At 56.8% G+C, this 15,139-nt stretch carries 13 protein-coding genes, 1 tRNA gene and 1 pseudogene; 4 read left to right on the top strand and 11 right to left on the bottom strand.

Annotated elements, in window-relative coordinates; translation table 11 throughout:
• Window positions 1–119: 119 nt before the first annotated feature.
• The 8 genes and pseudogenes from J3D54_RS17500 to J3D54_RS17465 all read right to left on the bottom strand — a co-directional run.
• A pseudogene (locus tag J3D54_RS17500) lies at window positions 120–293 on the bottom strand (transposase domain-containing protein); the annotation flags it as partial.
• 160 nt (window positions 294–453) lie between these two features.
• A complete protein-coding gene (locus tag J3D54_RS17495) occupies window positions 454–1,425 on the bottom strand; it encodes an oligopeptide/dipeptide ABC transporter ATP-binding protein (protein WP_253420664.1) in 972 nt (323 codons plus the stop codon).
• Window positions 1,425–2,414 carry an ABC transporter ATP-binding protein gene (locus J3D54_RS17490; RefSeq protein WP_253420661.1) on the bottom strand — a complete coding sequence of 330 codons (990 nt, stop codon included), beginning with the start codon at window positions 2,412–2,414 and terminating at the stop codon, window positions 1,425–1,427. Before J3D54_RS17490 ends, J3D54_RS17495 begins: the two co-directional genes overlap by 1 nt.
• Window positions 2,415–2,416: 2 nt before the next feature.
• A complete protein-coding gene (gene ddpC, locus J3D54_RS17485; protein ID WP_253420658.1) occupies window positions 2,417–3,298 on the bottom strand; it encodes a D,D-dipeptide ABC transporter permease in 882 nt (293 codons plus the stop codon).
• A gap of 1 nt (window position 3,299) precedes the next feature.
• Window positions 3,300–4,316, bottom strand: a complete 1,017-nt coding sequence (locus J3D54_RS17480; protein ID WP_253420655.1) for an ABC transporter permease — start codon at window positions 4,314–4,316, stop codon at window positions 3,300–3,302.
• A 75-nt stretch (window positions 4,317–4,391) separates the two neighbouring features.
• Window positions 4,392–5,972, bottom strand: coding sequence for an ABC transporter substrate-binding protein (locus J3D54_RS17475; protein WP_253420653.1), 1,581 nt, complete (start codon window positions 5,970–5,972; stop codon window positions 4,392–4,394).
• A gap of 216 nt (window positions 5,973–6,188) precedes the next feature.
• A complete protein-coding gene (gene ddpX, locus J3D54_RS17470; protein WP_253420650.1) occupies window positions 6,189–6,728 on the bottom strand; it encodes a D-alanyl-D-alanine dipeptidase in 540 nt (179 codons plus the stop codon).
• Between the two features lie 37 nt (window positions 6,729–6,765).
• Window positions 6,766–7,626, bottom strand: a complete 861-nt coding sequence (locus J3D54_RS17465; RefSeq protein ID WP_253420634.1) for a MurR/RpiR family transcriptional regulator — start codon at window positions 7,624–7,626, stop codon at window positions 6,766–6,768.
• Window positions 7,627–7,713: 87 nt separating this feature from the next.
• On the opposite strand from J3D54_RS17465, the gene J3D54_RS17460 reads away from it, so the two are divergent.
• On the top strand, window positions 7,714–8,091 hold the full coding sequence (locus J3D54_RS17460; protein WP_253420631.1) for a hypothetical protein: 378 nt from the start codon (window positions 7,714–7,716) through the stop codon (window positions 8,089–8,091).
• Between the two features lie 888 nt (window positions 8,092–8,979).
• On the opposite strand, the gene J3D54_RS17455 is transcribed toward J3D54_RS17460, so the two are convergent.
• Window positions 8,980–9,069: transfer RNA gene (locus J3D54_RS17455), tRNA-Ser, on the bottom strand.
• Between the two features lie 308 nt (window positions 9,070–9,377).
• Between J3D54_RS17455 and J3D54_RS17450 the strand changes: the two genes are divergently transcribed.
• From J3D54_RS17450 to J3D54_RS17440, 3 genes are all read left to right on the top strand, one after another.
• On the top strand, window positions 9,378–10,067 hold the full coding sequence (locus tag J3D54_RS17450) for a crotonase/enoyl-CoA hydratase family protein (protein WP_019648239.1): 690 nt from the start codon (window positions 9,378–9,380) through the stop codon (window positions 10,065–10,067).
• 213 nt (window positions 10,068–10,280) lie between these two features.
• Complete coding sequence (locus tag J3D54_RS17445; RefSeq protein WP_018925219.1) at window positions 10,281–11,003, top strand: 1-acylglycerol-3-phosphate O-acyltransferase; 723 nt, start codon at window positions 10,281–10,283, stop codon at window positions 11,001–11,003.
• 149 nt (window positions 11,004–11,152) lie between these two features.
• Entirely contained in the window at window positions 11,153–12,124 is a 972-nt protein-coding gene (locus tag J3D54_RS17440) for a magnesium and cobalt transport protein CorA (RefSeq protein ID WP_253420628.1), read from the top strand.
• Window positions 12,125–12,152: 28 nt separating this feature from the next.
• Here J3D54_RS17440 and J3D54_RS17435 read toward each other — a convergent pair whose 3' ends face one another.
• Together J3D54_RS17435 and J3D54_RS17430 are read right to left on the bottom strand one after the other, a co-directional pair.
• Window positions 12,153–12,887 carry an amidotransferase gene (locus tag J3D54_RS17435; RefSeq protein ID WP_253420625.1) on the bottom strand — a complete coding sequence of 245 codons (735 nt, stop codon included), beginning with the start codon at window positions 12,885–12,887 and terminating at the stop codon, window positions 12,153–12,155.
• Window positions 12,888–12,994: 107 nt separating this feature from the next.
• Complete coding sequence (locus J3D54_RS17430; RefSeq protein ID WP_253420622.1) at window positions 12,995–15,139, bottom strand: 3-hydroxyacyl-CoA dehydrogenase NAD-binding domain-containing protein; 2,145 nt, start codon at window positions 15,137–15,139, stop codon at window positions 12,995–12,997.

The raw sequence follows: 15,139 nt of genomic DNA, 5'->3' as shown, positions 1-15,139 counted from the left end.
GCTGATACAAGTGAAATGAAATTCGCTTGTATCAAAGGTTAGATAACGCAATGCCTGCTATGTAGATGCCACTCGGCTCAGGACTTTTCACTAGCTGCATGCGCGTCCATCATTGGGGACTAAACAGGCGCCGACTTGTGTGGCAGCAAATAAGTAATCTCACTCGCCAGCTGCGTCGGCAATCGTGTGATCACATCTTTCAGATACGCATACGGATCATGCCCATTGAGCCGTGCCGACTGGATCAAACTCATGATCGCTGCTGCCCGTTTTCCGCTGCGTAGCGATCCGGCAAGTCGAGTCAGCCGAAGGGAATTTCAACCCTCGGCTGCTCACAGGACCGTACGTGACAGTCGGTCGTACCATTTTTCTTTGGGGTACTGGCTGCATGCGGCAAGTGCATACAACCCCAACTTATCTCTGAGACGCGACACTATTGCCAGCTGGCAATTATCAGCTTTGTAAATGACATCGCACACGCTGCTGCTCATCTCCAAGCAAGGTCTGGGGCTTTTCGCAGCCAACGGTGCAAAGGCTGCAACGTTCGCGGAAGAAGCAGCCACTCGGTAGCCGACGGTTCCCTGGCAATTCGGTAGGAGCCGCAACCTGTTCGGCATTCAGTGGCACGCCTAGTCGTGGTACCGCTTCGAGCAGCAAGCGGGTATAGGGGTGGCGTGGCTGATCCAAAACTTGAGCAGCGCTGCCAAGTTCAACGATCTGCCCCAAGTACATCACCGCTACCCGGTTCGCCACGTGCCGTACTACTGATACGTTGTGGGAAATCAGGATATAAGTCAATTTACGAGCGCGTTGCAGTTCTGCCAGAAGGTTAAGAATCTGTGCCTGGACCGAGATGTCCAATGCCGATGTCGGCTCGTCCAGGACAATAATATCCGGGTCTGATGAAAGGGCTCGGGCGATGGCAATCCGCTGACGCTGACCACCGGAAAACTGGTGAGGGAAGCGGTCCAGGTATTCTGGGCGGATGCCGACTTGGGCCGCGACCCTGGCCGCCACATCGCGCATCTTCGCACGGGGGGCATGGCCTCGGGCGTATAACGGCTCGGTGATGATTTTCCAGATAGGCAGGCGTGGATCAAGCGAAGACTGTGGATCCTGGAAAACAATTTGAACGTTGCTGCTGCCTTCGCCGCCGCTGCGACTGGCCCAGTTCAGTTCACCGCTGCTGGGCGGCACTAAGCCCATCAATAACTGTGCCAATGTGCTTTTACCACAGCCTGACTCACCCACAATACCCAGGGTTTCGCCCGCCCGCACCTGGAGGTCAATGCCGTTCAGGGCATGGGCATATCCACGCGGTCGGCCAAGCCAGTCATTACTCACGGGGAAGCGGACGCGAACATCATTAAGTTGAAGAATCGTGGGGGCCATTTTGGTGACGGTATGAATCACGGCACTGTTCATCACGAAAGCTCCTTAACCGGTAACCAGCACGCACTTTTACGTTGGTCATTACCGTTGATGGTATTGAGGTTCGGGCGTTTGGCACAAACCGGCATGGCGTATGGGCAACGCTCCTGAAAAGTGCAGCCCACGGGCAAAGAGGCTAGGTTCGGTACTTGACCGGGGATGGTCAGCAGCGGCTGGCCCGGCTCTACCATTTCAGGAAGGCCACTGAGTAACCCTTGGGTGTAAGGATGCTGCGGATTCCCCATCACTTCGTCGGTGCGACCCTGCTCAACCACGGCCCCCGTGTACATGACGTACACCCGATCGCAGAACTGTGAAACCAATGCCATGTCATGAGTGATGAGTAGAATGGCGGTGCCCCGCTGCCGAGCTTTTTCTCGTAGCAGCAACAACACCTGGCGTTGCACGGTAACGTCGAGGGCGGTGGTCGGTTCATCGGCGATCAGCAGTTGCGGTTCACAGGAGAACGCCAGCGCAATCATCACCCGTTGACGCATGCCTCCGGACAGCTCGAAAGGATAGCTCTCCAATACTTGTTCCGGGCTAGCGATGTGCATGTCGCGCAACAGTGCAATCGCCTTGAGACGGGCTTCGGCGGCGCTGATCTTCTGGTGATGGATGATCACGTCGAGCATTTGTCGACCGATGCGCCGGGTCGGGTTCAGGGCTGTCATCGGCTCCTGAAAAATCATCGCGGCATCGCGCCCACGAATCTGTAATAGCTCCTTTTCAGGAGCAGCCAGCATGTCGCGACCGAGCATGCTCAGGCTGCCGGCGGTGATCCGATAGCTGCGCTCGGGCAACAGTCGCATGCTGAGCATCGCCGTGACCGACTTGCCTGACCCCGACTCGCCCACCACGCCGACGATTTCGCCGGGATTGACGTGCAACGACACGCCGTTCAGGGCTTTGACGTTATTTTTGTAAGCCGGGAATTCCAGGCTCAGATTGTCGATGGCCAGTACTGGACTCGAAGTGTGCATGGTCATTTCCCCTGTTGCCGTGGATCGAGCAGATCGCGCACGCCATCGCCCAGCAGGTTGAAGCCGGTGGCTGTGATCAGAATCGCCAGACCCGGAAAGGTCGAGTACCACCAGTTATCCAGGATGTAGTTACGCCCGGTAGCAACCATCGCGCCCCACTCGGCCGTAGGCTGTTGCGCTCCCAGGCCGATAAATCCCAGGGCCGAGGCCATGAGGATCGCACTGCCGATATCCAGGCTCAGTTGCACTAGCAATGGCGGCATCGCATTGCGTGCTACGTGCCAGTGCACCACGTGCCAGCGTCCAGCCCCGAAGGTCTGGGCTGCCTTGACGTAACCCATCTGTCGGATGCTCAAGGCCTGACCACGGGCTAGTCGCACATAGGACGGAATTCGCACGAGGGTAATCGCCAGCATCGCGTTGAACAGGCTCGCGCCCAACGCAGCCGCCAGGGCCATAATCAGTACCAGCGACGGCACCGACAGCATGATGTCCATCAGACGCATGATTAACGCGTCGAAACGACCACCGATCACGCCCGAAAAGCATCCCAGCAACCCGCCGATAAAACACGATGCAAAAGCCACAAACAGGCCGACACCTACCGACTGTTGGCTACCGAACAGCACGCGACTGAACAAATCGCGGCCGACTTCGTCAGTGCCGAACCAATGGACGCTGGACGGCGGCGCCAGGCGTTCGGCGAGGTTCAGTGCGTTGGGATCGTGGCTGGCGAGCCAAGGGGCGAAGATCATGCACAGCAAGACGATAAAGGTGATCGCCAGGCCCGCCATGGTCAGCGGGCTCCGGCGGATTTGGTAGGCCAGGTAGGCGAGTTTTTCGCTCCAACGTGGGCGGCGCGCTGCCGTCAGGATTACGGACATTTCAATTCACCTCGCCGATGCGTGGGTCGATCACGCGGTACAAAAGATCGATGGCCATGTTCAACAGTACATAGATGAACGAAACCAGAATTGCGAAGCCCATCACCGCAGGGAAGTCCAGCGACTGGATCGACTTGACGACATAGGCGCCCATGCCGGGCCAGGCAAATACTGTTTCTGTCAGTACCGCGCCATACAGCAAATCACCCAGGGTCAACCCGAGGACGGTCACCGAAGGGATGAGGGCGTTAGGGAGTGCGTGGCGCAGGATCACAGTCCATCGGGACAAGCCGTAGGCGCGTGCGGTGCGGATATAGTCTTCACCCAGTTGATCAAGCATGGCTGAACGAATTTGTCGTGCGACGACGCCCAAGGTCACGAACCCCAGGGTTGCAGCTGGAAGAATCAGGTGCTCCACAGCATCAAGAAACAGTCGGCCATCACCGGCGAGCAGCGAGTCGATCAGATAAAAACCAGTGATTGTCGGTGGCGACGCAAACCCTTCGGACAACCGGCCACCACCGGGCAGCCAGCCAAGGTGGCCATAGAACAGAACGATTGCACCAAGACCGAGCCAAAAGGCCGGTGTGGAAATTCCGGTGACCGCAAGGGTACGGGCGATCTGGTCGATGGCCCGGTTGTGGTAAACCGCAGACAGCACGCCAAGCGGCACGCCGACCAGGATCGCCAACACCAGCGCTACCAGCGCCAGCTCCAGGGTTGCCGGGAAGAACGCTTGCAAGTCTTCCAGAACGGGACGGCTGGTGCGTATCGAGGTTCCCAGGTCTCCGTGCAGCAGGTCCATCAGGTAACGACCATATTGTTGATATAGCGGCAGATCCAATCCCAGCTGATGACGGATGCCGGCCACCAAGGCATCGCTGGCACGGTCGCCGGCAATCAGTCGGGCAGGATCACCTGGGATCAAGTGCGAAATTGAAAATGTAATCAGCGAAACACCGAACACGACCAACAACAGGCCGAGCAAACGCTTGCGCAACAAAGTCAGGAAGGCCATTTGGCACCTCAGTAACACGAGCGACGAGAATCAGAAGCCGAGCCAGCCGCGATCGGCTGGCGCGAGGGAGCAGGTTTACTTGCTCATACTGCCCAGGTTGAACACCTGTTCGAGCATGGGGTTGAAAACGTAACCCTTGACCGAATCACGCATAGGCAAGGTGTAGCTCTTTTGATAGAGGTAGGCGTAAACGCTATCCTTGAGCACCATTTTCTGCGCGGTCTGGTAAAGCTCGACGCGCTTCGCGGTGTCGCTGTTAGCGGCCGCTTCGCGGATCAACTTGTCGACTTCCGGGCTGCTGTAGAACGAGCGATTGCCTTGCAGGCCCTGCATCTTGGAGTCGAACCAGAAGTTCATGAACATGTACGGGTCAGCGAAGTCCGGGCTCCAAGAACCAACAGCGATGTCATAGTCCGCCTGGCCGACGCGCTCACGCAGGGTGGCGTTGGCGAGTTTTTCCAGCTTGAGGTTGATGCCCAGTGGCGCCAATGCTGCTTGCAGAGTCAGGCCGATCGGTTCCCAGTTAGGATCCTTGTCAGAGTACATGTAGCTGAGGTTGGTGATTTTCTGCGGTGCTTTGGCGAGGCTGTCCTTGGCGGCTGCCATGTTCTGCTTCATCGGCGGCAGCGAGCTGTCGTAAGCCCACATGCCGTCCGGGATCGGCCCGTTCATCAGCTTGGCCTTGTCCTTGAGAATGCCTTTGACGATGCCGTTATAGTCCACCGCTTCGGTAACCGCACGACGAGCATCGACGCTGGTCAGCGGGCCCTTTTTGTTGTTCAGGTAGAGGTAGGTCACCCGCAGTGACGGGAATTCCTTAACCACCACTCCCGACTTGCTGGCGAGAGCGCCTAGCTGGTCTTCGGGCATGTCTTCGATGATGTCCAGGTCACCGCGTTCCAGCTGGAGGCGACGCACGGAGGGCTCACCGATGATCTTGATGACCACGGTTTTTAACGCAGGTTTGGGGCCGGCGAAATAGGTGTTCGGTTCCATGGTCAATGACTGGCCTTTTTGCCAATTGCTCAAGCGGAAGGGCCCGGAGCCTGCGGTGTGACTTGACAGCCAGGCGTTTACGTCCGAGCTCTTGTTGACCACATCAGGGTTGATGATCGAAGCACCGTTGTGGGCCAGGGTAAACAGGAATGGCGCGTAAGGCGTCTTCAGCGTGAAACGAATGGTCTGCGGGTCGACGACCGCCACTACCATGTCCTCCGGAAATGCTCCGGAAGGCCCTTGCTTAAGGGTCATCAAGCGATCAAAGGAAAACTTCACTGCGGCGGCATCTACTAGGGCGCCGTCATCGAATTTGTTGCCAGGTTTGATTTTGAATTCCCAGACCAGGTTGTCCGGGGAAACGGTCCAGCTCTCGGCCAGGTCGCCCTCAACTTCGGTGCTGCTTTTGCCGTTCTCGACCTTGTAGCCGAGCAAGCGTTGATACGACGGGTAGGTGATGGTCCAGTCGTTGTTATCAAAGGTCACTGCCGGGTCAAGGGTCTGCGGATCGGCGGGTTTTCCGATGACCAGAGTGTCTTGTGGTACAGCCGCCGTCGCGGCCTGCCAGGCACCGAGGCTCAAGGCGCTGCACAAAACGGTCAGCAGCAATTTGCCAGCGCCGGGAAAGGTTTTGCTGGTCACGGTGTTCATTGGATTCATGCCGGTTTCCTTGATCATTCGATATATGGAAGTACGTCAGGTTTTTTATAAAAGCTATAACCGGGCAGTTGCAGGTAAAACGTAAGTAACGCCGACTTGTTATTGTTATCAGCCGCACGAAAGTGGGCTGTGCGGTGTCGTTTTCGAAACTCTTTGGTTTCTTTGATTTCTTTGGTGCGGTAGGGTGGTTCGATTTACTTGTAAAAAAGCCGTGGCTTACACGTCCTCCAGCAATGGGTAATCGTCGGCATTCGGTAGTTCGTAATGCCACCACTCGGTGGGAATTGCGTGGAAACCAGCATCGAGCATGATGCCCAGCAACAGCAGACGATTGCGTTGTACGTCTACTGGCAAGTCGGGGTAGAACTGATGGGATTTCTCTTCCATCGCGTCGAATGCGGTGCCCATATCCAGCGGCTCGCCATCGCTACCCACCAGGGTCAAATCCAGCGCCACGCCACGGCTATGGTGGGAGCCCAAGTGTGGGTCACGCACGTAGTCGTTGTTTGGCAGCGCTTCCCACAACAGATACTGGGCGTAGGGCGGCCGGTAGGCGTCGTAAATGCGCAGGATAAACCCGGCCTGACGCGCGAGCTGGCTAGCTTTTTCCAGACAAACCGCAGCCTGACGGTGCAACCTGCAACGAGCATTCGGATAGATCACTTTTCCAGCCAGATTGTCTGCACTGGCGTAGATCAGGTCGATTTGTACCTGATAGCGCTGGGCATCAATCTCTACAAGGGGGCTGTTGTTCACGCAAACACTCCAGTTGGGATTCGGTGGGGCGATGGGATCAGCCTTCGAACTGACCGAAGGCTTTTTGCAATTGACGGTTCTTGGCCAAGCGTTCATCGAGACGATCGCCGTATTTCTCCGCGACGGCCGACACGATGAGATTTAACAGACAGGCCAACGGTGCAGGGGAGTCCCAGAACTGCCCGACATCGGTTTTCAGTTGCAAGAGGTCAAGCGGGTAATCTCTGGCCCAGGGGCATTGCAGGTCGGTAATCAGGGCCAGTGGCAGATCGTTGTCTATCGCCGTGTCGCAGAAGGTCTGGGTCACGCTGGAATAAGCACGGAAGTCCGAAATGATTGCATAGGGATTGGCGAAGCCGGAGTTCAGCGTTTCTGCATAGATTCCTGACAGGCCATCAACGTAGTAGACCTTGGGGCGAATGTATTCAAGGTGGCTATGAAACGCTGTGAGAATCCCGCGAGTAGACTGAATTCCGAGAATAAATACTGCATCGGCTTCGTAGATGCGCTGCACGATATCGGCAAAGGCACTGCTGCGCGCTAGACCGTAGACGTGCTGGACGGCCTCGATCTCGCGACTCATGGAACGATCGAGAGCGTCTTCCTGATTGCTTTCGGCACGAAAGGCGCCGATGCGGTCAGTGATCAGCCACGATGCCGGCGTTTCACCGCGCAGACTCTGTTTAACCTCATCGATGTTCTGGTAACCAAGGGATCGAAAAAAGCGCCCCACAGAAATCCCAGTGGTGGAGGTCTGCTGCGCGATGCTATCGGCCGACTCGAACGGGAGCTGTTCTGGGTTACCCAACAGATAGCTGGCGATGCGCTTGCCGGTAGGGGTCAGGCTGGAGAACTCTTGCTCCAGCAACTGTAGGAAGCTGTTCTTTTCCATAGACATGTCAGAGCGCCCGAACGTGAATTGTTATTTTGATGTCATTGCTTTCTTATATGTTACAAACATAACATTTGTTTTCGAGACAACACAATGCCTTTTTCAGCAGGCGTCCTAGGGCGCTATCAGGCAAATGGATCTGCGCAGTTCAGGCTCACGTCAAAGGGTGACGCGGCGATCCTGAGCCAGATCGGGCGGGGGCTTCTTGTGATTAATGGGCGTTCAGCCGGACAGCTGCTTTGCATAAGTCTAGAAGCGGTGGTGCTCCTCTGGAGGTACGAGCGAGACGCCCGTATCGGCGTTCGTGGCCTCGAGGTCTTCAAGGTCTTCGATGCAGGTTTGAATGGAGTCCACTGCCATCAGCAGCTTGTTGAGCTAAGGCGTCGTGTTCCTGCTTGGCCGAACAAAAGCGAGGTGCACAACTCGTTGTTCTTCTATCACCTCGGTAAGATCAGGGAGGAGGAGCTTTGAGCAACAGCTCCAAACACTGGTCAAGTTGAATGCAATTAGGTGGTCATCGCGAATGCAAATGACTGGTCAGTGACAGTGCAATTGGGTGGTCAGCGCTGATGCAATTGGATGGTCAAGTTTATGCAATTACGCAACATGACCCGAGCCTTCAAAAAAGTAGTCGGCATCACACCCGGCAGTTTTCGCAACAGCAGTGCCTGAGCCTGTAAGTAACCCCATAGCCTGACTCGTTTGAGTCAGCCCTGAAAGGCCTTGCAGTATCTGCGTGAAGCCCCTTAGGGCCTTCGATGTGTGTGGTGTTACATGCTCTGCATTGGCCACCACCCACGCCTCCAATCCACCGCCGTCAAGCCTGCGCACCGCCAATTCGCCACTATGCTCCAGCGCAATCGCCCGCGCAGTTGATAGGGCTCTTTTTCAGTTTCGTCCAGACTGTTGAAGATACTTGGAAGGTGTCCACCCATAGACCGCACAACGTATCGAGAGCAACGCAGCTACCGTGAAAGAAAGGTCATACACCGCATCCAAACCGGGCGCAAAACCGAGCATGAAGCATGTTGAACCTTACTGAAATTTTACTTTATAAGGCCTATACCCCATGACTTCTGGTTTAACGTGCCTAGCACGCTGAATCGACGCGCTATTACTATCCACTGACAAGCGTTCGCGCGTTAGTGTCAGTCGAGGACGGTCCCGGTTACAACAATGCGAGCCAGATCGATCGACGGACACTGTTGGACTACGCCGCTTAGAAGCTGTCGGAAAAATTAGCCGTTGGTCGCAAAGCACTGAGCCATCTAGGGTATGGGCCAAAGTATGGGCTGTGATTTTTTTTAGAAACGCAGAAACGAAAAAGCCCTGAATAATCAGGGCTCTAACGTATAAATGTGGCGGTGAAGGAGAGATTCGAACTCTCGATACAGTTTCCTGTATACACACTTTCCAGGCGTGCTCCTTAAGCCACTCGGACACTTCACCGTATCTCGTCAAACGCATTCAGTCTGTCGAGGCGCGCTAATGTAGTCGAAAGCATTTCTGATGGCAAACATTTTTTTCAGAATTTTCATGCGGTTAACGCAATTAGCGCTTTGCGGGCACTCAAGGGCATGGCAAACCTGCCAATCTCCGGCTTCGCCTCCCCTTCTATATAGAGGCTAATGCGCGGTGGGCGGGGCGGGCTGCGCCTGACGGGCGGGAAAAGGGTGACTGGCGGGTCAGTCACGGCGCTTTACCTGGCCTACAGCGGTGGGTAACGTCTGCCCTACTTTATTAGAAGGATTGGCGTCATGAGTGAGTTGATTTCCTACCATCTCGAAGACGGTATCGCGACCCTGACCTTGAGCAATGGCAAGGTCAATGCCATCTCTCCGGACGTGATTGTGGCGTTTAACGCTGCGCTGGATCGGGCGGTAGCGGATCGGGCGGTGGTGATCATTACCGGTCAGCCGGGAATTTTGTCGGGTGGTTATGATTTGAAGGTGATGACGGCCGGCCCTAACGAGGCCATGGCGCTGGTGGCTGCGGGTTCGACCCTGGCTCGTCGCCTGTTGTCGCATCCGTTCCCGGTGGTCGTGGCGTGTCCTGGGCATGCGGTGGCCAAGGGTGCGTTTCTTCTTTTGTCGGCTGACTACCGCATCGGTGTCGATGGCCCGTTCAGCATTGGCCTGAACGAAGTGCAGATCGGCATGACCATGCACCATGCCGGTATCGAACTGGCCCGTGATCGTCTGCGCAAGTCGGCGTTCCATCGCGCGGTGATCAATGCCGAGATGTTCAACCCACAAAGCGCCGTGGATGCCGGCTTCCTCGATAAGGTGGTGTCGGCCGAAGAGCTGCAAGACGCGGCGCTGGCGGCGGCTCGTCAGTTGAAGAAGCTCAACATGATCGCCCACAAGAACACCAAGTTGAAAACGCGCAAGGCGCTGCTGGAGACGCTGGACAACGCGATCATCCTGGATCAGGAGCACATGGGCTAAGCCCGAACGCGTTGCACCGAAAAGCCCGACCGTCGTGTCGGGCTTTTTCTTGGGTGTCTGGTTTAAAACCTTACAACCGCTCTAGGCCGCATCTGACCCACAAGTCGGAAACATGCGTTCAAAAATCGGCCATCTCCCACTTCTATAGCGGCAATTGCCGAAAACAGTGCACATCCGTACACTGCGCCACCTTTTGTCCCGGTGGGCCTTTAAATGCTGTTTGTGTTTCGTATGTTATTGATGGGCCTGCACTTTATTCTGGCCGGTGTGCTCGGAGTGATTCTCGGGCTGTGCCGTCCGTTCAATCCGGACAACAGCCGTTTGTGCGCCCGTCTGTATGCGTGGCCGGCAATGTGTATTTTGCGTTTGCGGGTGAAGGCCGATGTCGGGCCGTTGATGGATAAACCCGACAGCTGCGTGATCATCGCCAACCACCAGTCCAACTACGATCTGTTTGTGTTCGGCAACGTGGTGCCCCGCCGTACCGTGTGTATTGGCAAGAAGAGTCTGAAGTGGGTGCCGCTGTTCGGGCAGTTGTTCTGGCTGGCCGGCAATGTGTTGATCGATCGCGGCAATGCACACAAGGCACGCCAGTCGATGCTGACCACCACTCACACCTTGCAAAATGAAGACACCTCGATCTGGGTCTTCCCCGAGGGAACTCGCAACCTCGGCGAGGAGCTGCTGCCGTTCAAGAAAGGCGCGTTCCAGATGGCGATTGCCGCCGGCGTGCCAATCGTGCCGGTATGTGTCAGCAGTTACGTCAAACACATGCGATTGAACCGCTGGCGCAGTGGGAAAATTCTGATCCGTTCGTTGCCGGCAATTCCTACGGCTGGATTGAGTCTGGATGACATGCCGATGTTGATCGCCCAGTGCCGCGAACAGATGCGTGAGTGCATCGACTCGATGGATCGCCAGCTGCAAGCCGCCTGAATGAAACCCGCCCTGTGCGGGTTTTCTTTTGCCTGCGAACTCTACAGATTTTGCTGACTCTCAAGCAGTAGACAAGGTTAAGCTGAAACCTGCCTGGCACTGCCAGTCTTTACCAATCGAAAGCGGCCAATAAGAAGTGAATCACCATCATGGGTAGAGTCGTTGCTGCTGCGGTTTACAGCGCCGGAAAAAAAGTCACCAATATCACCCTTGACGAAGGCGCTGCCTGGGCTGCCAAGCCTGGCCACTTTGTGTGGATCGGCCTCGAAGAGCCCAATGCGCAGGAGCTGTTCAACCTGCAACGCCAGTTCAACCTGCACGAACTGGCCATCGAAGACGCCCTGGAAAAACACAGTCGACCGAAGCTGGAAACGTTCGGCGATGCGCTGTTCATCGTCACGTATTCACCGATCCGCAACGAAGGTAAATTGCAGTTCATCGAGACGCATATCTTCGCCGGCAAGGGCTACATCATTACCGCACGCAATGGTCACTCGGCGTCCTACGCTTATGTCCGACAGCGTTGTGAGGCGCGCCCGCTGTTGCTGGAGCATGGGGAAGATTTCGTACTCTATGCCATCCTCGATTTCGTGATTGAAAACTACCAGCCGATGGGCGAAGCGATTCATGCCGAGATCGATGAGCTGGAGAGCAATGTCCTCTGCGGTTCGCTGAACGAACGCGACATCCAGAAACTCCACGGCCTGCGCCGCGATGTATTGCGCTTGCGCCGGTATGCGGCGCCGATGGTGGAGATCGGTGAGGAACTGCAAAAGCTGAGCTTTCCGTTTATCGACAAAAACATGCGCCCGTATTTCCGCGATGTGCAGATTCATGTCACGCGGCAGCTGGAAGACCTGACGACCCTGGCGGATATTGCCAGCCAGACCATCGAAGTCGGGGTGTTGCTGGAGGCGTCACGCCAGAGCGTGGTGCAACGCAAGTTTGCGGCATGGGCGGCGATTCTGGCGTTCCCGACCGCGGTGGCCGGGATCTATGGGATGAACTTCCAGAACATGCCGGAGTTGAGCTGGCATTACGGGTATTTTGCGGTGTTGGGGTTTATCACCGTTGGGTGCGTCGGTTTGTGGGCGAGCTTCAAAAAGTCTGGGTGGTTGTAGTCGGGACCGAGGCTTGCCCACGAAGCTTTTAAGGCTTAGCCGAGTCAGTCTCAGGCTTGTGCGCCACAAACCGCATCATCCACTCTGCGACGGTAGTACCGTGATGCTCGTGTTCAAGACTCGCCATACCTTGCGAATAAATCTGCTCGCCCAGCGCTTCCTGGCGGATATCCAGCAGCGCCCGTGAGTAATCGTGAATGAACTCCGGATGCCCCTGGAAGCACAACACCTGATCGTTGATGTGGTAGGCGGCGAACGGGCAGAAGTCGCTCGAGGCAATCACCGTAGCGTTTTCCGGCAGCGCGGTGACCTGATCCTGGTGACTGATCAGCAACGTCAGTTCTTCCCTCACCGGGCTCATCCATGGCGCCTTGGCCGCAAGTTTGTATTTGTGGGTACCGACGCCCCAGCCCTGGGTCGCCCGCTCGCTCTTGCCACCCAATAGCAGCGCCAACAGTTGGTGGCCGAAGCACACGCCCAGCAGTTTGTCGCCGCGTTCGTAGCGCTTGAGCAGGTACGTCTTGAGGGTTTGAATCCATGGGTCGGTGCCGAAGGAATCGGCCTTGCTGCCGGTGACCAGATACGCATCGAAGGTCAGGTCATCGCTGGGATATTCGCCCTGCATCACGTTGTACACGGTGAATTCGGCCGCGATGGGTTGCTGCGAGAACAGACGCTGGAACATCTGCCCGTAACCCTGATATTGATCGACCAGTTCCGGACGCAGGATGTCGGTTTCCAGAATGCAGATGCGTAACGACATAAAAAATACCTGACACATGGTGGGAATAATGCACACCCCAGAGCCTGCCTTGAAACACGGTGGCAAGGCAAGCCCCGGAAGGCGTCATCGGTCCCTTGGAACGCCCCTTAGAACAACCCGTCCTTGGCGGCTTTCTCCAGCAGCAGCGCAGGTGGCGTGAAGCGCTCGCCATACTGCTCGGCCAGGTACTGGGCGCGGGAGACGAAGTCTTTCACCCCGTACTGGTTGATGAATTGCAGCGCACCGCCGGTCCAGGCCGCGAAGCCGATACCGAAGATCGAGCCGACGTTGGCATCCGCCGTCGAGGTCAGCACGCCCTTCTCCACACAGCGCACGGTTTCGATGGCTTGGATGAACAGCAACCGATCGCGCACGTCTTTCGGCGAAATCTGTCCGTCAGCTTTCTCGAAGCGGGTTTTCAGCTCTGGCCACAAATGTTTCTGCCCGGCGGCCGGATAATCGTAGAAACCACCTCCAGCGGCCTTGCCCGGACGCTTGAATTCCTTGAGCAGCAAGTCAATCACGGCGAATGCAGGATGCTCAATCAGCGGTTTCCCTTCCGCTTGCAGGTCTTTGGCAGTTTGTTGGCGGATATGGCTCATGAGGCTGAGGGAAACTTCGTCGGAGATCGCCAGCGGCCCGACGGGCATGCCGGCCTTACGTGCCTCGGTCTCGATCATCGGCGCACTTACACCTTCACCGAGCATCGCGATGCCTTCGTTGGTAAACGTGCCGAACACCCGTGACGTGAAGAAGCCGCGACTGTCGTTGACCACAATTGGAGTTTTCTTGATTTGCAGGACGAAATCGAAACCGCGAGCCAGGGTTTCGTCGCTGGTATCGGCGCCCTTGATGATTTCCACCAACGGCATTTTCTCCACGGGACTGAAGAAATGCAGGCCGATGAATTTCGTTGGGTCCGGCACAGCGGTGGCCAGGCCGCTGATCGGCAAGGTCGAGGTATTGGAGGCAATCACCGCGTCCGGGCCGACGACGGTTTGCGCTGCCGAGGAGACCTTGGCTTTAAGCTCGCGATCTTCAAACACTGCTTCGATGATCAAATCGCAACCGGCCAAATCCGCATCGTTTTCGGTGGTATGGATTCGCGTCAGAATCGCCTCGCGCTGCTCCCGGCTCAGTTGGCCGCGCACAACCTTCTTGTCCAGCAGCGCCGCCGAGTGGGCCTTGCCCTTCTCTGCCGCGGCGAGGTTGATGTCTTTGAGCATCACGTCGATGCCGGCCGAGGCGCTGACAAACGCGATGCCCGCGCCCATCATTCCGGCGCCGAGTACGCCGACCTGCTTCGTCACATAAGGCGCTATGCCCTGAGGTCGCGAACCGCCGGCATTGATCTCATTGAGCTGAAACCAAAAGGTGCCGATGAGGTTTTTCGACACCTGGCCGGTGGTCAGTTCGGTGAAGTAGCGGGTTTCGATCAGGTGCGCCGTATCGAAATCCACCTGAGCGCCTTCCACTGCGGCGCAGAGGATTTTCTCCGGCGCGGGCAGGCAACCCTGGGTTTTACTGCGCAGGATCGACGGTGTGATGGCCAGCATCTGCATGACTTTCGGATCCGAGGGCGTGCCGCCGGGAATCTGATAACCCTTCACGTCCCAGCGTTGCACAGCGATCGGATGAGCAGCAATCCATGCCCGCGCCTTGGCCATCAGTTCATCGTGATCGGCGGCCAACTCGTCGATCAACTTCGCTTGCCACGCCTGTTGCGGACTGATTTTCTTACCTTCCAACAGATACGGCAGGGCTTTTTCGATGCCCAGCATGCGCACCATACGCACCACCCCGCCGCCGCCCGGTAACAGGCCGAGGGTAACTTCCGGCAGGCCAAGCAGCACCGACGGGTTGTCGAGCGCTATACGGTGATGGCACGCCAGACAGATTTCCCAGCCGCCGCCGAGCGCCGCACCGTTAATGGCGGCAACCACCGGCTTACCGAGGGTTTCCAGGGTGCGCAATTGGCCCTTGAGGGTCAGCACCATGTCGTAAAAGGCTTTGGCTTGGGGCTTGCCGACCTTGATCAGCTCATTGAGGTCGCCACCGGCGAAGAAAGTTTTCTTGGCCGAGGTGATGATCACGCCGGCAATCGCATCCTTGTCGGCGACCAGACGCTCGATGCAGGTGGCCATGGCTTCGCGGTAGACCGCGTTCATGGTGTTGGCGCTCTGGCCCGGCATGTCGATGGTCAAGACGACGATCCGGTCCTGGCCCTTTTCATAACGAATGGCTTGGGTCAT

It is taken from the genome of Pseudomonas sp. GGS8 (genome assembly GCF_024168645.1).
In the GTDB taxonomy this organism is placed as follows: domain Bacteria; phylum Pseudomonadota; class Gammaproteobacteria; order Pseudomonadales; family Pseudomonadaceae; genus Aquipseudomonas.
The sequence above is the reverse complement of the archived record's forward strand: the minus strand, read 5'-3'. Positions and strand labels throughout refer to the sequence as shown.